This window comes from Stenotrophomonas sp. YJH_SMC_16, assembly GCF_059367875.1.
In genome coordinates, this window is record NZ_JCAFRH010000007.1 from 42258 (window position 1) to 61043 (window position 18786).

Here is an 18786-nt window from a genome sequence, read left to right on the forward strand (position 1 = left end):
ATGCGCCGCCTCATCCAGTTCCTGATGTGTTCCCTGCTGCTGGTCAGCGCCGTGGCTTCGGCCGACGACCTCAGCCGCAAGCAGCGCAAGCTGCTGGAAGAGACCCAGATCGCCTACGGCGCCACCATCCGCTGGGGCAGCATGGACGATGCGATCGGCTATCTGGACCCCAAGCTGCGCAAGGAAAAGCCGCCCACCGAGTTCGAGCTCAACCGCTACGCGCAGCTGCGCGTGTCGTCCTACCGTGAGCGCAGCAGCGCCTCGCTGGACGGGGGCCTGGTCGAGCGCCGGGTCGAAATCGGGGTGATCAACCAGAACACCCAGGCCGAACGCACCGTGGTGGTGGTCGAGCGCTGGCGCTGGGATGCCGAGGCCAAGCGCTGGTGGCAGACGGCCGGCCTGCCGGACCTGTGGAAGGGGCAGTGACGGGCCGCGTCCGGCTTGTGCGACAATCGGCGCCCGCTTAATCGACCCGTGACCTGAGTGAATTACGAAGAGTTGCTGGCCTTTGCAGGCCGAAACCCGATGCTGTCCGCGGCCCTGGTCGGCCTGACCGTGGCCATCATCGTCACCGAGATCCGCCGCCTGTTCCGGGGCTTCAAGGGCATCAAGCCCGCCGAACTGACCCAGCTGATGAACGCGGGCGGCACGGTGGTGGTCGACCTGTCGGCCAGCGGTGACTTCGAGAAGGGCCACATTGCCGGCAGCCGCAACGCCCAGGCCAGTGCCTTCGGCCCGGACAACAAGCTGGTGGCCAACGCCAAGCAGTCGCCGGTGGTGCTGGTGTGCCGCAGCGGCAACGCATCGGAAACCGCCGCCAAGGCGCTGAAGAAGGCCGGTTTCGAGAAGGTCTACGTGCTCGACGGCGGCATTCCCGCCTGGCAGCAGGCCGAGCTGCCGCTGGTCAAGGGCCGCAACTGATTGCCGCAGGTGGCGGATCCGGCCTTGTATGGGCCTGATCCCGCCCCCATCGCAGTAGTTCGACCATCGTTTTCATTGCATTCATTGGAGTTACTGGAAATGTCCGAAGAGATCACCAACGGCGCCGCTGCGCCGGTCGATGCCGCCACCGGCCCCGCTTTCACCGTCGAGAAGATCTACGTCAAGGACGTCTCCTTCGAGTCGCCGAACGCTCCGACCATCTTCAATGACCAGGTGCAGCCGGAGCTGCAGCTGAACCTGAACCAGCAGGTGCAGCGCCTGGGTGAGAACGCCTTCGAAGTCGTGCTGGCCGTGACCCTGACCTGCCAGGCCGGTGAGCGCACCGCCTACGTGGCCGAAGTGAAGCAGGCCGGCGTGTTCGGCCTGGTCGGCCTGGACCCGCAGTCGATCGACGTGCTGCTCGGCACCCAGTGCCCGAACATCCTGTTCCCGTACGTGCGCCAGCTGGTCAGCGACCTGATCCAGGCCGGCGGCTTCCCGCCGTTCTTCCTGCAGCCGATCAACTTCGAAGGCCTGTACGCAGAAACCCTGCGCCAGCGCCAGGAGCAGGGCGACGCACCGTCGCTGGCTGACTCCGAGCCGGCTGGCAACGCCTGATTCCTGCCGCGACGTCACGGATGAGCACTCCCGCTGACAAGATCGCCGTGCTTGGCGCCGGTTCCTGGGGAACCGCACTGGCCAGCCTGCTCGCACGGCACGGTCACCCGACCGTGCTGTGGGGGCGCGACGCTGCCGTGGTCGAAGCCATCGACCAGCGCCACGAGAACCCGCGTTACCTGCCGGGCATCCCGCTGCCGGACAGCCTGCGTGCCACCACCGACCTGGCGTCGGCGGTGGAGGGCGCGGCCTGGATCCTGGTGGTGACCCCGTCGCACGCCTTCGGTGAAACCGTGCGTGCGCTGGCGCCGCTGCGCCCGGCCGGTGCCGGTGTGGCCTGGGCCACCAAGGGCTTCGAGCCCGGTTCGGGCCGCTTCCTGCATGAAGTAGCGCGCGAAGTGCTGGGTGAGGACGTGCCGCTGGCCGTGGTCACCGGCCCGTCGTTCGCCAAGGAAGTGACCCAGGGCCTGCCGACCGCGATCACCGTGCACGGCGACGTGCCCGAGTTCGCGCAGACGGTGGCCGAAGCGATGCATGGCCCAGCGTTCCGCGCCTACACCGGCGACGACATGGTCGGTGCCGAGCTGGGCGGTGCGATGAAGAACGTGCTGGCCGTTGCCACCGGCGTGGCCGATGGCATGCAGTTGGGCCTGAACGCTCGTGCCGGCCTGATCACGCGTGGCCTCAACGAGATGCTGCGCCTGGCCGCTGCCATCGGCGCCAAGCCGGAAACGCTGATGGGCCTGGCTGGCCTGGGCGATCTGGTGCTGACCTGCACCGGCGACCTGTCGCGCAACCGCCGCCTGGGCCTGGCCCTGGGCCGTGGCCAGACGCTGCAGGATGCCGTGCGCGAAATCGGCCAGGTGGTCGAGTCGGTGCAGACCGCCGACGAAGTGATGCGACAGGCACGCCGCCATGGCATCGACCTGCCGATTTCCGACCGCGTGCGCGCCGTGCTGCACGGCGAGCAGACGCCGGAAGAAGGCCTGCGCGCACTGCTGGCGCGGGAACAGAAACCGGAATACCCGGACACGCTGTTCAAGTGAATCGAAAAACCCCGGCCCAGTGCCGGGGTTTTTTGTGCGCGCCCCATCCACGCATAGCGTGGATCTAGGACGGAACCCGCTTCTGGTAGCTGCCAACCTTGGTTGGTGCCCGGTAGCGCCGGGCCATGCCCGGCGGCATTCATCACCGCGCGCGCGGCCGCGCGTTGCTGTTGTCCATGTCCGAGAAGATCACCCACGGCCCATCCCCCTCACGCTTCAGCGTGAGCGTGAACTTGCCGGTATCGCCCACGTTGTTGCCGTAACTGTAGGCACCGATGATGTAACCCGTGTTTTCTTCCACGGCGTAGGCTAGCGCACGCAACCGCAACGGGCTGCTGCCCTGGCCGGCATACGCGGCCTCGATCGCGCTGCGGCCGCGCACCGGCGGCTGGTTGCTCTGCAGCACAAAGCCATCTTCGGCGAACAGTGCAGCCAGTGCCTTGGCATCACCGGTGCGCCACGCCTGCTCGTAATCGCGCAGTACGCGATCCAGCGGTGCGGGCAGGGGGGTATCGGGCAGGCGCGCAGACGTCGTGCCTTCTGCATCGTGGGAAATTGCCGGCGTTGCCAGCAGCAGGGCACTGCAGAAGATCATGGCGAGTGGTCTACGGCGCATGCGTCCGGCTCCAGGCGATGACGGGAAGCTGCGAACGCATCCTAGCGCGGTGCTGGTTAGAATCACGCGGCCGCAGATTCGGCGGATGCAGCGCAGATCAGACAAGGACACGGAATGAAGATGCGAATCACAGGGATGGCGATGATGGCCGCGCTGTTGGCAGCCTGCGGACAGGCACCGGAGAAGACTGGCGGGACTGCACCTGCTGCGGCGCCAGCGCCGACCACCGAAGCACCGGCCGCCACGGCCACCGTGGTCGAGAAGGAACCGTCCATCGAAGAAGGCGTGGACCCTGCGGTGTGGGACAACGAAGGCGAGCCGGAAGACCCGGCCGCCGGCGGCGAACTGACCTGCGCGGACAATCCGCTGGCGACCCACTTCTTTACTCTGGTGGGCGGCAACACCGTGGATGACTGCGGCCGCAAGGACCCGAAGGTGCTGGCCGCGTTCGATGCGCTGATGAAGGGCACGCAGGACGCCGAATCCAGCGACAAGGACATTCCGTCGCTGCGCAAGCGCCTGTTGAGCGGACCCAGTGGCCCTGGCGAGCTGCTGGTGCTGCAGGGCGAGCCGTGGTGGTTCTACACCGCCTGCCAGGCCCACGATTGCCCCGGCACCGCGTTGGCGATGTTGTACTCGCCCGATCAGTCGAAGCTGGTCGGCCGTCTTACCGCGCGCTGCCGTGTGTGGTGGCTGGGCGAGCCGACGGCGGAACAGCGTGCGCAGATCGAACAGCGCCAGCCACTGCAGGATGCCGCGTTGAAGGAAGACAGCGTGCTCTGCGAGTGATGTGGCGCGCTCTGCAGCGCCGGGCCGTGCCCGGCGCTGCAGTGAGCGTTGTTCCCCGTATTACCCTTCCGGCCGCATGCGCGCGCTGACCTGTGCGGCCAGCGACAGGCTGGCCATCATCAGGCCCTCCATCACGCGGTCGCCCACGTACTCCTCGTCGGGTCCGTTCTGGCGCACGCGCTCGGCAGCCAGCAGCATTTCCAGCGCCACGCGCAGCCCGGCCAACGCACAGTCCGCGTCGGCCAGCGCCATGCGGCGCCCTGGCATCTGATGACGTTCGGGCCAGGGCTGGCCGTCGGCGGCCGCGCCCTTGCCGATGCGGTCGAGCGTGGCGATGAAACCGTGCGGATCGTGCGGGTGCGGTGCTTCCGAGGGCGCGTCCGCGTTGGCGGGCACATACTGCGCGCGCAGGCGGGAGGATTCGGGTGTGCTCATGGCAAGGGCTCCGTGCAGGACAGACGGTAACCGCCACATAGAGGTGGCGGGCGGAGACGTGGCTCGAAAACCGGGAGATCACGAACAAGACCGGCAGGCGCAAGGCCTCCACGCTCCGCCCGCCATAGCCGGCAGACGGAATGCCAGCCGGCGCCACGCGGGGTGACGCCGGCTGGCAAGCGCAAACAACGTTCGTGATCTAACGGGTTTTCGAGGCCCGGCCACCCATTTTCCGGCGGCCCACCATCTGTACCGCCGTCGCTGCGCAACGCCAATCAGAAGAGTTGCATTCAACGCTGGATCAAAGACGCTTTTGGCATTTTTGCATGCTGTTAAGCCGTCGCAGACGCAGGCGCCGCAACGTCCGTAGCGGCATGGGGAATATGCGACATGGGTCGAAGTTGATGACGTGGCGTACGGGCACTCCACCAGGCCGATGACGACAGTGCGGGGCGAAGAACGTAAATCGACTTCGGCGCACTCCGGTGTGTCAGTGCTCTTCGCGTCTCTCGTACCAGGCTTGAGTACGGTTCACGATCCGCACCACAGACAACATGACCGGCACCTCGATCAGTACACCCACCACCGTCGCCAGCGCAGCCCCCGAATGCACGCCGAACAGTCCCACCGCGGTGGCTACCGCCAGTTCGAAGAAATTGCTGGCACCAATCAACGCCGAAGGGCCGGCCACGCAATGCGCCACGCCCAGGCGACGATTGAGCAGGTAAGCCAGGCCGGAAGTGAAATAGACCTGGATCAGGATCGGCACCGCAATCAGTGCGATCACCAGCGGCTGCTCCACGATCTGTCGGCCCTGGAAGCCGAACAGCAGCACCAGTGTGAGCAGCAGCGCGCACAGCGAGACGGGCGCCAGCTTGCGAAGCACCCGCTGCAACGCTGCCTCGCCACGACGCATCAGAATCCAGCGCCGCAGCAACGCCGCCACCAGCACCGGCACCACGATGTAGAGGCCCACCGACAGCAGCAACGTATCCCACGGCACGGTGATCGCCGACAGGCCCAGCAGCAGTGCAACCACCGGCGCGTAGGCCACCACCATGATCGCGTCGTTCAACGCCACCTGGCTCAGGGTGAAGTTGGCATCGCCACGGCACAGGTTGCTCCACACGAACACCATGGCGGTGCAGGGCGCGGCCGCCAGCAGGATCAGCCCGGCGATGTAGCTGTCGATCTGTGCTGCGGGCAACCAGTCGGCGAAGGCGTGGCGCAGGAACAGCCAGCCCAGCAGTGCCATCGAGAATGGCTTGACCGCCCAGTTGATGAACAGCGTTACGCCGATGCCCTTCCAGTGCTGCTGCAACTGGCGCATCGCAGTGAAGTCGACCTTCAGCAGCATCGGGATGATCATCAGCCAGATCAGCAGTGCAACCGGCAGGTTGACCTTGGCCACTTCGGCGGAGGCCAGCACCGCGAAGGCATCGGGCAGGACATGGCCCAGCAGCGTGCCCATCGCAATGCACAGCACAACCCACAGCGTCAGGTGTCGCTCGAACAGGCTCATGGCAGTGGCACCGTCAATGCGCGCCGTCGGTCGGCAGCAGCCGGCCGATCCGGTCCAGCGCGTGCTGCAGCGCCGTGCGGTCGGACCACAACGATTCGGGCAGCGCGAGCAATGCACGCAGTCGCAGCTTCACGATGGCATGGGCCTGCGCGAATGCTGCGGCCTTGTCGGCATCGCTACCCGCGACGGCCGCCGGATCGGGCAGGCCCCAGTGGCTGCGGATGAAGTCACCGAACACCACTGGGCAAGCTTCGGCGGCCGCCGAATCGCATACGGTGATGACCAGGTCCATCGGGGCCGCGTCCACGAACTCATCCCACGATTTGCTGTGCAGCCCATCGATCGGCATGCCTTCGGCCTGCAACTGGGCCAGCGCGAAGGGGTTGATCTGGCCAGTGGGCTGGCTGCCCGCACTGAATGCGCTGAAGCGATCGCCGCCCCAGGCGCGCAGGGTGGCTTCAGCAAGCACGCTGCGGGCGCTGTTGCCGGTACAGAGGAAGAGGACATTGCGGGTCATGTGGCTTCCATGGTCAGTGAGTGGCTTGGACATGCAAAGCGCGCTGGCCGGGCAGAGACGAGTGAACTCGGCAGATCTGCGGATCGCCTCCGCTATCTGCGCGCGATCACATCCGGCATAGCCGTGCCGCGCGAACCACGTGCCTGCCGATGTTGTCAGCAGCACCAGTTCCCTGACCTGCATACGGCGGGCCATCTCTTCGGCCGTTGCCAGCAATGCGCGTCCAAGGCCGGTGCCGCGTCGGTCATCAGACACCACCAGGGAGCGGAGCAGCGCCGAGGCGCCGAAAACCTGCAATCCAACGGCGCCCACGGGGACGCCGTCGAGGTCTGCGACGAAAAACACGACCTTGCTGCTTTCCAGATCGGCCACGGGCAACTGCGCCTGCTGCAGAAGGTCCCGGATGGAGGACAGGTCGTCGCGTGTGCCGGCACGAATCACGGGGTCTGGCTTCATCTCAGCACCTGCATGCCGGTTCGCTCACCGCGCACCGCTCGTCCGGCGAGCCCGCGCAGCAGTTGTGCGTCAGGTACTCGATCAAGCCGTTCATGGCATCGAAGTTGGCCCGATAGCAGACATGGCGGCCCTGGCTTTCGCTCTCCACCAGCCCGGCCTGCACCAGCTCCTTCAGGTGGAAGCTGAGCGTGGCCGGCGGCACGCGCAGGGCCGTGGCGATGTCGCCTGCCATGCGCCCTGCCGGGCCAGCCTCCACCAGCAGGCGGAAGGCAGCCAGGCGGGTGGCATGACCGAGCGCAGTGAGGGCGGTGATTGCATTTAACGTTTCCATATTTCTAGAATAATCGAATGAATAAGCCAATCACAAGCCCTGACCTGCCCAATCTGGTGGAATCGTCATTGCCCCAGCCCGATCACCGCCAGCTTGCCGCCGCAGATCTGGGGCCACCACGCATCCTCCTGCTCTACGGCTCGCTGCGGCCGCAGTCGTTCAGCCGCAAGCTGGCGCTGGAAGCCGAGCGATTGCTGCGCCACCTGGGGTGCGAAACCCGCATGTTCGATCCGCATGCGCTGCCCATGCTGGACAGCGTGGACACGAGCCACCCCGAAGTGCAGCGGTTGCGTGCGTGGTCGCAGTGGTCGGAAGGCCAGGTCTGGGTCAGCCCCGAGCGGCATGGCACGGTCACCGGCGTGTTCAAGAACCAGATCGACTGGTTGCCGCTGGAAGATGGCAGCGTGCGGCCCACGCAGGGCAGGACGCTGGCGGTGATGCAGGTGAGCGGCGGCTCGCAGTCGTTCAACACGGTCAACACGCTGCGCGTACTGGGACGTTGGATGCGCATGCTGACCATCCCCAACCAGTCGTCGGTGGCCAAGGCCTGGCAGGAATTCGATGACGAGGGGCGCATGAGGCCCTCGCCGTACTACGACCGGGTGGTGGATGTGATGGAAGAGTTGGTGAAGTTCACGCTGCTGACGCGAGGCCGGTCGGACTACCTGGTGGACCGCTACAGCGAGCGGAAGGGCGACGCGCACGCCGCTGCATTGGCGCGGGCTGCAGGGGCTACGGCTTCCTGAATTCCAATCTGCCGACGAGCGTATTACTTGCTTGCGCGCCGCGCGCCCTTCTCATCTTCGTCCTTCGCATCCCCGCGGCTCTGCGCGAACTCCGGGAAGGTCTTCGCGATCGAATCCTTGTCCGGCAGGATGTAGAACACGCCGCCCTTCTCGAACATGGGCTGCACGATCTGCCCGTAGAACGCGGGCGAGACATTGATGCAACCGTGGGTGACGCGGTTGTCGTCCGGCGTGGGCGATGCCAGTCGTTCGGCACGCTTTTCCTTCGGGCTGCCCGGCGGCAGCGGGTGCATTGAAACCGCGGAATCGTAATCCACCCACAGCACGCGCCCGGCATCGTCGGAGGGGCCGTAGCCACCGATGAAGCGGCCGGCCGGCGTGGTGCGGTCGTGGCCGGGAATCGCGCTCAGTGCCAGCTTGGCGACGCCGGGTGCGGAATGATCGCCGATAGCCGAACCGAACAGCGCCGGTGCCGCGCCACGCAGCTTGCCGTCACCGCTGAAGATCAGAACCTGCGCCGCCGCCTTGTCCATGACTGCAAACGGATAGCCCTGGTTGTCCTTGCTGGCGACGACCCAGCCGGCCAGCTCGATCACCGTTTCGGACACGCTCTGGTCAGCCGGAAGTTCATCAATGGCGGCTACCGGTGGTGCAGGTGCGTCCTTGTCCCTGGCGTTGGCTACGCCGCTGCACGCAACGACCAGTGCCATGGCCAGTGCGGCATGGAGGGCGCGGCGTGCAGGGGAGGAGTAGGTACGAATGAGACGGCTCCTTGCAATGCAGTCTTGGGTGGAAGGACGCCAGTGGCCGGCGAAGGCCACTGGTTCCCGATACAGAGATGGATCAATTCAAGCAGTGAGGGAGCGATTACCCGCGCGGCTTGCGGCCGGCCGGTGCCCTTTCAAGCTGCTGCACGCGGCCTTCGATCTGGTCCAGACGCTGGTTGGCCTGCTGTGCGGACTGGTTGGCGGATTCCGCACTCTGCGCAGCACCCTGCACCTTGACGTCGAGCTGATCGAGACGCGAGTTGATGGTTGCAAACTCGTTCTTGTAAGAGGCGCAGGCGCCAAGGCTGACGGTGGCGATGAGCGCTACAGCAAGTGCGCGGGCCGTCTTCATGTGTTGCGGGTTCAGGTTCATTGCACTCCCTCCTTCGTCTGGGGAAGCTGGAATATAGCGGCGTTTGTTCCCGTCGCTACCAAGCGCTTTCAGCTGGAATTTGAGTACGTGGATGGGCTGTGAAGGCCTGTAAATCAACAAACCTTAACAAGCGGGATCAGGCGAGCTGATCTGCGCCGGCCAAGCGCCTTGTGCCTGTTCAATATCACCCATTCACCAGCATGAAGCCTGCATCACGGTATCTGCGCCTGCGCGCTTTCGCCTGCTCCGCACGCAGGTTGCCATCCACTTGCTTCCAGCAGCGCTGCAGCGTTTCCAGGCTGGACATTCAGCAGTTCGGCGATGGCGTTGCGCGTGTCCGGCGCGCGCGCAACGTAGGCATGGGCAATGCGGTAGCCGATCCAGTAGCCGAGATCTCCACGGCGCGCATCGTCGCCGGGGCCGTTGTACAGCCACCTCGAAAGATCGGTGCCCATGCTGTCCTGCAGGAACGCGCGCTCCAGCGCACACTCACGACCCTGCATCCAACGCTGCAGATGCGCATTGGCCGGTTGCCCGGAGATCCGTTCGGCCACGTACTCGGCGCCGCCTTCCAGCAGCGTCTGATAGAGCAGGGTGGGCTGCTCGAACTCCACGCGTGCACCAGGCTGTTGCACGTGCACATACTCATGGGCGATCAGATGCACGAAGCGGTCACTCACATCGGCCTGCATCCAGTCGGCGTTGCACAGCGCTTCCAGGCCGATGACCACGCCTGCTTCGGTGGTCACGCCACCACTGTTGCCGCGGCCCACCAGTACGGTGACCGGGGGAAAGCGCGCAGACGGCAACAAGGCGCCCAGCTGATCGACGGCAGCGGCGACGCGCGTGCGGATCGATGGCAATGCTGTCGCGCAGGTTCTCGCTTTCGCAAACAATGCCGGCTTGTCCTGGATGGCACTGGCCAGCCGCTCCATCGAGCCGATACGGCTGTCGGTGAAGCTGCGCAGGGCATCCGTACCCGCATCAAGATAGCCGTGTTGCAGTTCATCGGCGCTTGGGCGCCCTTGGTTGGCGTCCATCACCTTGAAGAAGCGCGTGACATCGTCTGTCTGCACGACGATGTGCCCGGCAGAAACGATGCGCTCAGCCGCCTGTGCCTGCAGCAGCGCGACCGGCGAGGCGATCAGGATCAGTGCCCACATCAAGCATCGAGCGTGGTGCGTATAAGAAGCCGGCAGCAGTGCCATGCAGAGTTCCCTGAACGCCAGCCTTATTTATACACCAGTCAGTTCAATATTCAGGGTTGATTAGACCCCCTAACGGATAATTCACACCTGTCGACCGCCTCCTTTCTCTCCCCCTCCCGGGAGGCGGTCGACGAAACCAAAATAATTAAAGGTGTGTCCCGATGAACAAGAATTCGCTGCTTGCCCTGGGTCTTCTGGCTGCCCTGCCGTTCGCTGCATCGGCAACCGATGGCCTGTCGTACAACTACGTTGAAGGCGGCTACGTGAACACCGATGCCAAGGGCGGCGACGCCGATGGCTGGAAGGTGAAGGGTTCCGTTGCGGTGCACCCGAACTTCCACGTCTTTGGCGACTACAGCGCCCAGGAAACCGACAAGTTCAAGAATGACGTCGACCAGTGGCGCCTGGGTGTCGGCTACAACTACGGCATCGCACCGAACACCGATCTGGTGGCCCGTGTTGCGTACCAGAAGTACGACGAGAAGCGCGGCCTGGACTTCAACGGCTACTCCACTGAAGTGGGCGTGCGCACCGCGTTCAACCCGTACGTGGAAGGCTACGTGATGGCCGGCTACGAAGATTTCAGCAAGAAGCACGGTTACAACCCGGACGGCGAGTTCTACGGCCGTGTCGGCGCCACCGCCAAGTTCAACCAGAACTGGGGCCTGAGCGGCGAAGTGAAGCTGGCCAAGGCTGGCGACCGCGAGTGGTTCGTGGGCCCGCGCTTCACCTGGTAACAAACGCCTGTCGTTAGTGCGTGTTGTGCTGGCGTGTGACTCTCTCTCTCTCCCACACGCCAACCGAAGCCCGGCCTCGCGCCGGGCTTCACTTTTATGGGCCCTGTAGCGCGACAATGCGGCATGGGCGACTCTTCCCCCCTCGCAGGTACTGGCACGGCCTACCAGGAGCATCCGGCGCCTGCGCCGCTGCGCGGCCACTTTGGTCAGCTGTGGCAGAGCCAGCTTCCTGACGATGCCGATGGGCACATCACCGTACTGCCCGATGGTTGCGTGGATATCCTCTGGCGCGACGGTGCGTTGTTCGTGGTCGGCCCGGACCGCGTGGCCGCGCACCCGGCGCTGGCACCCGGTGCGCAGGTGCTGGGGGCACGCTTCCGTCCCGGCCAGGCATTGGCCGCGCTGGGCCTGCCCCTGGCCGAGATCATCGGCCAGGCCGTGCCACTGGCCGATCTGAAGGGCGCGTGGGCGAGCAAGGCGGCGGCCTCCATTGGTGACACCGCGCCTGCACAGCGCCTGCAGCGGATGGCGCACTGCCTGCAACAGCATATGGGTGCGTCCGCGCTCGATACCCCGGCGCAGCGTGCACATGCCCTGTTCCAGGCGCTCGCCATTGGTGACGCCACGCTGGATACGCTGGCGGCACGCCTGAGCCTGAGTCCGCGCAGCCTGCGGCGCTTCAGCCAGTCGCAGTTCGGCTACGGCACCAAGACGCTGGAGCGGATCCTGCGCCTGCAACGTTTTCTTCGCCACAGCCGCGCGCTGCCGCAGCACTCGCTGGCGATGCTGGCCGCCGAGGCCGGCTATGCCGACCAGGCCCATCTCAGTCGCGAGGCGCGTGAGCTGGGTGGCATGACCGCACGCGAACTGCGTCTGGAGTGGGGCCAATGATGGCCGTTTCGTTCAAGACCGCGATGCCACGTTGATTGAAGCTGGGGCTCCCACCACGGAGCCACGCCATGAGCCACGTCGCACCCCACGATGCCGAATGCCGCATCGACAACATTGAATTCAACGTCGCCGACATCGCCCGCAGCAAGCGCTTCTATGGCGAGGTGTTCGGTTGGCAGTTCACCGACTACGGGCCGGCCTATACCGAGTTCGACGATGGCCGCCTGAAAGGCGGCTTCGTGGCCGACGCGCCGGTGCGTGCCCACGGCGGGCCGCTGGTGATCCTCTACTGCGCGGACCTGGCCGATGCACAGCAGCGTGTGACTGCCGCTGGGGGCGAGGTGGTGCAGGCGGTGTTCGCGTTCCCCGGTGGCCGCCGCTTCCAGTTCCGCGATCTGGATGGCTACGAGTTGGCGGTCTGGAGTGATGTGGATTGAGGTCTTCGTACCTTCGCTGGTGGACGGAACGAGAACCGCTCCGTCCCCGGTCAGGTGGTTCCGCTATGATCGCCCGCACATCGCCACGCGATGCGCCCGCCTCAAGCCAGCAGGAACCGCCGTGAACTCCCAGCCCGCACCGATCACCGCCCTCAACCACACGCTCGACAACGAGCCGCAGCAGATCACTGCGCCACTGACCCATTCGGCGGCGTTCCTGGTGCTGAAGGTGAAGGACGACGAGGCGTCGATCGCGAAGGCACGCGAGGTCCTGGCCAGCACCGATGACCTGATCAAGAACACCGCCATCCGCGAGATCGAGCGCACCTTCACCTGCAACGTGGCCATTGGTCACCGCGTGTGGAAGCCGCTGGTGGGCACCACGCCGCCGCGTGAGCTGCAGCCGTTCCGCGAGATCAAGGGCGCGACCCACACCGCCGTGTCCACGCCCGGCGACCTGCTGTATCACATCCGCGCACGCACCATGGACCTGATCGTGGCGTTCGAGCGCAACCTGCTGATGGCCTTCGGCGATGCGGTGGAGACGGTCGATGACGTGGCCGGCTTCCGTTATTTCGATGGCCGCGATCTGCTCGATTTCGTCGATGGCACCGCCAATCCGGAAGGGCTGTCGCTGCCGGAAGCCACCATCGTGGGCGAAGAAGATCCCGAACATGCCGGTGGCAGCTATGTGGTGGTGCAGAAGTACCTGCACAACCTTGATGCCTGGCGCGCACAGAAGACCGAGGCGCAGGAAGCGATCATCGGCCGCACCAAGCACGACAACATCGAGCTGGATGATGCGCCGGCGGATGCGCAGAAGTCGCACAAGACCCTGTGCACCATTGAAGACGCCGACGGCGAGCACGAGATCCTGCGCGACAACATGCCGTTCGCCAACCCGGGCCGTGGCGAGTACGGCACCTATTTCATTGGTTACACCCGCCGCCTGTGGGTGATCGAGAAGATGCTCGAGCGCATGTTCATCGGCAATCCCGCGCCGCTGCACGACCGCATCCTCGATTTCTCCACCGCCACCACCGGCGTGACCTTCTTCGCGCCCTCGCGCAAAGTGCTGGCCGATCTGGGCGATTGATCGCGCCGGGCAGCGGCGACCGCCATCTGCCTGTCATCTACCGCCCCGACCATCTGCTGTTGGATGCGAGTGCAGGAGCAGGTGATGGCCATGGCAAGGAACACAACCGGCGCACGCCGCTGGTGGCGGCCGCTGGCCGCGTTGTTCGGTGCGCTGGCACTGGGGTGCGCCGCGGTGTCCGCGCAGGAAGCTCCTGCACACTGGATGGCCTATGCCGCCGCCGTGGGGGGCCAACTGCAGCAGCGCCTGCAGCAGGAGCAGGACCCGCAGGCGCAGCGCGTGCTGGAATGGCTGCAGGCACATCCGGACGCACCGACGCCGCTGCCGGTGAGCGTGTGGATCGCGGCGGATGGCCGCATCTCGAAGCTGGAATTTGACAGCCTGGGCGATGCCCAGGTTGATGCAGACCTGCGCGCGACCCTGCAGGCAGCGCCGCTGCAGGCGGCGCCACCGGCCGACATGCGCCAGCCGCTGCGGCTGGGGCTGGTGCTGGAGCCGAAGTAGATTCACGCCATGCGTGGATATGCCTGGTAGATGCCGACTTTGGTCGGCAGGCACGCCAACCAAGGTTGGCGACTACCGGTGGCCCCCAGCCACGCATGGCGTGGCTCTACTGCGTTGCCACCTGCGGTTCACGCGCGGCCGCGCTCCATGCGCGCAGGCCGAACACGGCCAGGCCGAGGAAGAACACGTACAGCGCGGCGGTCACGTGCAGCGACTTGAACAGGTACGCACCCACATAGACCACGTCCACCGCGATCCACACCCACCAGCAGGCCACGTGGCGGCGTGCCTGCCACCACTGGCCGACCAGGCTCAGCGCGGTCAGCATCGCGTCCAGCCAGGGCAGTGCGGCATCGGTGAAGGTATGCATGGCCGCACCCAGCGCCACGCCACCACACAGGCCGATGGCCAGGTCGCGCAGCAGCTTGCCGCGCGCCAGCGGCACGATGCGGATGCTGCCCTCATCGGCGGCATGCTGCCGCCAGTTGAGCCAGCCGTAGACCAGGAAGCCACCGAAGGCGACCTGCAGCAGGGTGTCCGAGTACAGCTTGGCCTCGGCGAATACCAGCCCGTACAGCGTCACCGACAGCAGGCCCACCGGCCACGCCACCAGCCGGCGCCGGGCCATCAGCCAGACGCCAAGGATGCTGCACAGTGCGGCGGTCCACTCGAGCATCACGCCGCTCACAGCGCGAACGTCACCGACAGGCGGGCCTGTCGCGGTGCGCCGGGGAACAGGTAGTAGTCACCGCCGCTGCTGCCGGTATCGCGCCAGTAGAAGCGGTTGAACACGTTGTCCACCGACAGGTTCCAGGTCACCGCACGCTCGTGCAGGCGATGCTGGAAGCGCAGACCAGCGTCGAACACCGAGTAGTCCGGTGCGCGCACGCCGCCGTCGGCACGTGCGACGTTGGCACCGGCATAACGCCAGCCGCCAGTGACATCCAGGCCCTGCACGAACGGCAGCGCATAGGCCACATGCACGCTGGCCCGCACCTTCGGCACATTCACCAGCTGATGGCCTTCATAAGCCGGCGTGCCGGTGTCGCGCGCACGCGCCTGCAGCACGCTGGCACTGGCCACGATCTGCAATGCATCGGTCAGCTGGCCGTTGGCGGTCAGCTCCAGGCCGGTGTGGGTCTGGGTGCCTTCCTCGACGAAGGTGTAGCCCACGTCGCTGTTGTCCGGCCTGGCGTACTGGTACGGCTGCGAAATGCGGAACACGGCCGCACCCAGGGTCAACGCCTCGACCGGTACGTACTTCACGCCCACTTCCAGCTGGCGCGACTGCACCGACGGCAGGAAGGTGTCGGCATTGCTGGTCCAGAACGGCGCTTCCTGGCCCAGCGAAATGCCGCGCACGTAACTGGCATAGGCGTTGAGCTGGTCGGTGGCCTTCCACACCAGCGCGGTCTGCGGCAGGAAGCGCGACAGGCGGCTGTGGCGCTGCGGGGTGCCGCGCTTGTCGTAGGCGCGCTCGTCGAGGCGCACGAAGCGGCCACCGGCCAGCCACTGCCAGTCGTCACCGAAGCTGATCCGGTCCAGCGCGAAGAAGGCGGTCTGGCGGCTGTCCAGGCGACGTGCGGACGGGCCGGGCATCTTCGGCGACGGCTCGAACACCGGCACCGGTGCCTCGTGGATGTTGGTGGTGCCGACGTACTCGTTGACGCTGGGGCGCTTGTCCACGGTGCGGCGGAAGTAGTCGGCACCGAGGGTCAGCTCATGGCCGACGCTGCCGGTCTCGAAACGGCCGCGCAGCTCGGTACGGGCCTGCTGGTTGCGGCGGGTGTCGCCCGGGCTGCGGTAGTCGTAGACGTCGTAGTCGCCATTGGGCGCGAAGTAGTTGCCCGGCACGGTGCCATCGGCGCATTGCGTGGCGTAGTAGCAGCCGTAGGCGAAGGCGACGTTGTCGTCGATCACCGACCGGCTGTGGCCGACCGACACGCGCGACTGCCAAGCGTCATTGAAGTCGTAGGTGTGCAGTGCGGTGATGTTGGTGCTGGCGATATCCACCGGGCGCTGCCACGGCTGGTAGCCGAGCAGGTGCTCGCGGTCGACGCCGCGCGGCAGGTCACGCGCGCCCAGCAGCTGGTAGCCGGACACCGAACGCTGCGAGCTGGTCTGGTAGTTGGCATCCACTTCCAGCTTGCCGCGTTCGCCGATCAGCCAGTCGGCCGCCAGCGAGTAGAAATTGCGGCGGCCATCGGCGTGCTCGACATAGGAATTGCTGGAATCCCACGCGGCATTCAGGCGCAGGCCGAAGCGCGGGGTGATCCAGTGGCCGACATCGACGGCGACGTAGCGCGAGCCTTCCGAATCGGTACCGAGCGTGGCGGTGCGCACTTCGGCCGGGCGCTTGCCGATGTAGTTGATGATGCCGCCGGGCGCCATCACGCCTGCGGCCAGGCCGGCTTCACCCTTGAGGATCTCCACCGACTGCACGTTCTCCAGCGCCAGGCGCTGTTCGCCGGCGATGGACAGGCCGTTGAAGCGGTAGCCGGTGGCGGCGTCCAGCGCGAAGCCACGGATGGCGATGTTCTGGTAGTAGCCCACCGGCGCATACGCATCACCCAGCGAGGCATCGTTGCTGGCCAGCTCGGACAGCGAACGCACCTGGCGGCGATCGAGGTAGTCGCGCTCGAGCACGTTCACCGAGGCCGGCGTGTCCTTCCAGCTGCCGCCACCGAAGGCGTTCACGCGTGAGGTATCGGCCTTCGGTTTGCCGGCCTGCACGCGCACCGCTGCCAGTTCGGTCGGCGAGCGTTCGGCGCCGGTGGCAGCCACATCAGGGGACGCCTCGGCCTCGCGGGCATGCAGCGGCAGCGCGGCGCAGAGGGCGAGGGAGAGCAGGGTGGGGCGCAGGCAGCGGTTCATTCGATTCGTCTTCGGACAACAAGGGAGACGAAGCGACGGCGCGCAGGTGCACCGGCCCATGACGGGGGTGTGGCTGCGGCTCAAAGCTCCCTACGCCGGTGCAAACCGGATCAGGTTCCAAGGGACTCTCTCAGCCTGGCAGATCCAGGCACCCCCGCTTCAGGTGACCATTTCACTACAAATGGTACGGATTTGCGAGCCGGCGCCCTTCAGGCTGCCGCGTGCAGGGCCTGCAGCAGTGCCTGTCCCGGCGCGCTGTGGAACCACGCCGGGTGCCCCAGCATGAAGGGCTGCCACGCCACGTCGGCATTCGCGGTCGAGCCGGTGACACCTTCGAAGTACTCCACTTCGGACAGTGCGAAGTCGAAATGGACCATCGGCAGCAGGTCGGCCAGCAGGTGCACGCGTGCCGCCGACAGCGGCAGTACCTGGCGGTAGCCGTCGAGCAGGGCCAGCGCGATATCGATGCGCACCGCCTCCATGCCGCGCTCCAGCTCCAGCCACGCCACCGCGTTGCGCTCGATCGCGGTGGCGAGGTCGAACAGTGCGCTGGTGGGCGAGGCCAGGCCGAAATCCAGCACGGTGCTGATCTGCCCATCGCGCCACAGCAGGTTGGAAACATGCCAGTCGTTGTGGGCCCACAGCCGCGGCTCGTCGCGCAGGCGCCTGGCCAGGCCGGCATGCCACGGCAACACGTCACGCTGCAGCTGCGCTTCCCACGGAATGCGCGCGAGATAGCGGGCCAGCCCGGGGCGCTCGTGCAGCCCTGCCTTGACGGCCGCGATCGGATCGTCGGCGCGGATCAGATCGTCGCGCGCGACCAGCACATGCGTGCTGCGCTGGGGCGCGTGGTAGCTGGCTGCGGCACGGTGCAGCTGTGCGAGTGCGCGTCCGGCTTCACGGGCCTGCGCGATATCGGTCAGCAGCGACCACGACACCGCGTCGCGATACAGGTCCTCACCGACGCCAACCGCATGCAGCTCGAAGGTCCATTCGCCATGCTCGACGGCAGTGTGGCCATCGGTGGCCGGCAGCACCTGTACTACCGGCACGCCGGCGGCGGCGAGATGGGCGATGAAGTGGTGTTCTTCTTCCAGGCAGGCCGCACTGCGCACGCTGTGGTGGTGGCGCTTGATGAACAGCGCGCCGTCCACGCCGTCGACGATGGCGGCGGCCGACAGCGGTCGGGGGCTGTGCCAGCGCGGTTGGCTGTGCTCGCCCAGCTGCGGGTAACGCCGGCGCAGCCACGCGATGTCCGCCGCGCTGATCGGTGGCCAGTCGGCAGCGACCTCGTCGTTGTTGAGGCCCTGCACGCGGTGGGAAGAAGAATTCATGCCGCAGCCCCGGTGGGGAAAGTCACATCCAAGGCTGCGCATTCAACGCCATGCACGCGGCCAACGCAAACGGGCGGGTCATCGACCCGCCCGTCCGTGCATCAGCTGCGGTGATGCTGCCGCGCTTCTTACCAGCCGCGATGGCGGCCGCGGTCGTGGTAGTAGCGGTTGTCGTAGTAGCGCTCGCGCTGCCAGCGACGATCGTTGCCACGGTCGTAGTAGCCGCTGCGGTAGTAGCCACGGTCGTAACGGCGATCGTAACGGTCGTCGTAACGGCGATTGTCGTAGTAACGACGGTCGCGGCGGTCGGAGGTCGTCAGGTTGCCGATCGCCCCGCCGGCCACGGCGCCGCCCACGGTGGCGGCAGGATCGCCGTTGGAGAGCAGGTTGCCGGCCACGCCACCGACCACGGCGCCGACCAGGGTGCGCTTGTCCTTCCTCGACATCGCGCTGGCATCGCTGACCACGGCCACACCGGCCACCAGTGCCAGAGCCATCGCCAGACCACGGAAGCTGAGTGCGGAAGTACTGAGCATGTAAGTTCTCCTGTGAGGTGCATGCCACGCTG

General features: G+C 66.2%; 23 protein-coding genes, 1 pseudogene and 1 riboswitch. Of the genes and pseudogenes, 11 read left to right on the forward strand and 13 right to left on the reverse strand.

The window, feature by feature from the left end; genetic code table 11:
- The 4 genes from AC5P6E_RS15870 (at position 1) to AC5P6E_RS15885 (ending at position 2585) form a co-directional block, all read left to right on the forward strand.
- Positions 1-426: a hypothetical protein gene (locus tag AC5P6E_RS15870; RefSeq protein ID WP_019338209.1), complete on the forward strand. Its 426-nt coding sequence runs from the start codon at positions 1-3 to the stop codon at positions 424-426.
- Between the two features lie 57 nt (positions 427-483).
- On the forward strand, positions 484-921 hold the full coding sequence (locus AC5P6E_RS15875; RefSeq protein WP_004153552.1) for a rhodanese-like domain-containing protein: 438 nt from the start codon (positions 484-486) through the stop codon (positions 919-921).
- A 99-nt stretch (positions 922-1020) separates the two neighbouring features.
- A complete protein-coding gene (gene secB, locus AC5P6E_RS15880) occupies positions 1021-1539 on the forward strand; it encodes a protein-export chaperone SecB (protein WP_004153553.1) in 519 nt (172 codons plus the stop codon).
- 20 nt (positions 1540-1559) lie between these two features.
- Positions 1560-2585, forward strand: coding sequence for an NAD(P)H-dependent glycerol-3-phosphate dehydrogenase (locus tag AC5P6E_RS15885; RefSeq protein WP_010487166.1), 1026 nt, complete (start codon positions 1560-1562; stop codon positions 2583-2585).
- Positions 2586-2727: 142 nt separating this feature from the next.
- Here AC5P6E_RS15885 and AC5P6E_RS15890 read toward each other — a convergent pair whose 3' ends face one another.
- Complete coding sequence (locus AC5P6E_RS15890) at positions 2728-3180, reverse strand: YybH family protein (RefSeq protein ID WP_010487164.1); 453 nt, start codon at positions 3178-3180, stop codon at positions 2728-2730.
- A gap of 135 nt (positions 3181-3315) precedes the next feature.
- Between AC5P6E_RS15890 and AC5P6E_RS15895 the strand changes: the two genes are divergently transcribed.
- Positions 3316-3990 (forward strand): Ivy family c-type lysozyme inhibitor, encoded by a 675-nt coding sequence (locus AC5P6E_RS15895; protein WP_019338210.1) that lies wholly within the window; start codon positions 3316-3318, stop codon positions 3988-3990.
- A 60-nt stretch (positions 3991-4050) separates the two neighbouring features.
- Here the strand turns inward: AC5P6E_RS15895 and AC5P6E_RS15900 are convergent, their stop codons facing one another.
- The 5 genes and pseudogenes from AC5P6E_RS15900 to AC5P6E_RS15920 all read right to left on the reverse strand — a co-directional run bounded on the left by AC5P6E_RS15900 (position 4051) and on the right by AC5P6E_RS15920 (position 7251).
- A complete protein-coding gene (locus AC5P6E_RS15900; protein WP_019338371.1) occupies positions 4051-4425 on the reverse strand; it encodes a hypothetical protein in 375 nt (124 codons plus the stop codon).
- 490 nt (positions 4426-4915) lie between these two features.
- Complete coding sequence (gene arsB / locus AC5P6E_RS15905; RefSeq protein WP_019338372.1) at positions 4916-5947, reverse strand: ACR3 family arsenite efflux transporter; 1032 nt, start codon at positions 5945-5947, stop codon at positions 4916-4918.
- Positions 5948-5960: 13 nt separating this feature from the next.
- Positions 5961-6464: an arsenate reductase/protein-tyrosine-phosphatase family protein gene (locus tag AC5P6E_RS15910; protein WP_029550843.1), complete on the reverse strand. Its 504-nt coding sequence runs from the start codon at positions 6462-6464 to the stop codon at positions 5961-5963.
- 36 nt (positions 6465-6500) lie between these two features.
- Positions 6501-6920: pseudogene (gene arsN2 / locus AC5P6E_RS15915) on the reverse strand (arsenic resistance N-acetyltransferase ArsN2); the annotation flags it as partial.
- 1 nt (position 6921) lies between these two features.
- Positions 6922-7251, reverse strand: a complete 330-nt coding sequence (locus AC5P6E_RS15920) for a metalloregulator ArsR/SmtB family transcription factor (RefSeq protein ID WP_019338374.1) — start codon at positions 7249-7251, stop codon at positions 6922-6924.
- A 17-nt stretch (positions 7252-7268) separates the two neighbouring features.
- On the opposite strand from AC5P6E_RS15920, the gene arsH reads away from it, so the two are divergent.
- Positions 7269-7997 (forward strand): arsenical resistance protein ArsH, encoded by a 729-nt coding sequence (gene arsH / locus AC5P6E_RS15925; protein ID WP_019338375.1) that lies wholly within the window; start codon positions 7269-7271, stop codon positions 7995-7997.
- A 23-nt stretch (positions 7998-8020) separates the two neighbouring features.
- Here arsH and AC5P6E_RS15930 read toward each other — a convergent pair whose 3' ends face one another.
- The 3 genes from AC5P6E_RS15930 to AC5P6E_RS15940 all read right to left on the reverse strand — a co-directional run bounded on the left by AC5P6E_RS15930 (position 8021) and on the right by AC5P6E_RS15940 (position 10300).
- Positions 8021-8707, reverse strand: a complete 687-nt coding sequence (locus AC5P6E_RS15930; protein WP_019338376.1) for a L,D-transpeptidase family protein — start codon at positions 8705-8707, stop codon at positions 8021-8023.
- 157 nt (positions 8708-8864) lie between these two features.
- The gene (locus AC5P6E_RS15935; protein ID WP_010487149.1) at positions 8865-9137 is read right to left on the reverse strand and encodes a hypothetical protein; all 273 of its coding nucleotides are present in this window, start codon (positions 9135-9137) and stop codon (positions 8865-8867) included.
- 212 nt (positions 9138-9349) lie between these two features.
- On the reverse strand, positions 9350-10300 hold the full coding sequence (locus tag AC5P6E_RS15940; protein WP_019338377.1) for a DUF2268 domain-containing putative Zn-dependent protease: 951 nt from the start codon (positions 10298-10300) through the stop codon (positions 9350-9352).
- A 206-nt stretch (positions 10301-10506) separates the two neighbouring features.
- On the opposite strand from AC5P6E_RS15940, the gene AC5P6E_RS15945 reads away from it, so the two are divergent.
- The 5 genes from AC5P6E_RS15945 to AC5P6E_RS15965 all read left to right on the forward strand — a co-directional run bounded on the left by AC5P6E_RS15945 (position 10507) and on the right by AC5P6E_RS15965 (position 14010).
- The gene (locus AC5P6E_RS15945; protein WP_004134798.1) at positions 10507-11082 is read left to right on the forward strand and encodes an OmpO family porin; all 576 of its coding nucleotides are present in this window, start codon (positions 10507-10509) and stop codon (positions 11080-11082) included.
- Between the two features lie 123 nt (positions 11083-11205).
- Complete coding sequence (locus tag AC5P6E_RS15950; RefSeq protein WP_010487141.1) at positions 11206-11973, forward strand: helix-turn-helix transcriptional regulator; 768 nt, start codon at positions 11206-11208, stop codon at positions 11971-11973.
- Positions 11974-12041: 68 nt separating this feature from the next.
- A complete protein-coding gene (locus tag AC5P6E_RS15955; protein WP_019338378.1) occupies positions 12042-12410 on the forward strand; it encodes a VOC family protein in 369 nt (122 codons plus the stop codon).
- Between the two features lie 121 nt (positions 12411-12531).
- Complete coding sequence (locus tag AC5P6E_RS15960) at positions 12532-13506, forward strand: Dyp-type peroxidase (protein ID WP_010487139.1); 975 nt, start codon at positions 12532-12534, stop codon at positions 13504-13506.
- Positions 13507-13590: 84 nt separating this feature from the next.
- Positions 13591-14010 carry a hypothetical protein gene (locus tag AC5P6E_RS15965; RefSeq protein ID WP_019338379.1) on the forward strand — a complete coding sequence of 140 codons (420 nt, stop codon included), beginning with the start codon at positions 13591-13593 and terminating at the stop codon, positions 14008-14010.
- A 106-nt stretch (positions 14011-14116) separates the two neighbouring features.
- Here the strand turns inward: AC5P6E_RS15965 and pnuC are convergent, their stop codons facing one another.
- The 4 genes from pnuC to AC5P6E_RS15985 form a co-directional block, all read right to left on the reverse strand.
- Entirely contained in the window at positions 14117-14686 is a 570-nt protein-coding gene (gene pnuC / locus AC5P6E_RS15970) for a nicotinamide riboside transporter PnuC (RefSeq protein ID WP_019338380.1), read from the reverse strand.
- Positions 14687-14694: 8 nt separating this feature from the next.
- The gene (locus AC5P6E_RS15975) at positions 14695-16884 is read right to left on the reverse strand and encodes a TonB-dependent receptor (RefSeq protein WP_019338381.1); all 2190 of its coding nucleotides are present in this window, start codon (positions 16882-16884) and stop codon (positions 14695-14697) included.
- A gap of 70 nt (positions 16885-16954) precedes the next feature.
- A riboswitch (TPP riboswitch) is annotated at positions 16955-17050 on the reverse strand.
- A 43-nt stretch (positions 17051-17093) separates the two neighbouring features.
- Entirely contained in the window at positions 17094-18218 is a 1125-nt protein-coding gene (locus AC5P6E_RS15980; RefSeq protein ID WP_019338382.1) for a phosphotransferase enzyme family protein, read from the reverse strand.
- 128 nt (positions 18219-18346) lie between these two features.
- A complete protein-coding gene (locus tag AC5P6E_RS15985; RefSeq protein WP_005407617.1) occupies positions 18347-18754 on the reverse strand; it encodes a glycine zipper 2TM domain-containing protein in 408 nt (135 codons plus the stop codon).
- Between the last annotated feature and the right edge of the window lie 32 nt (positions 18755-18786).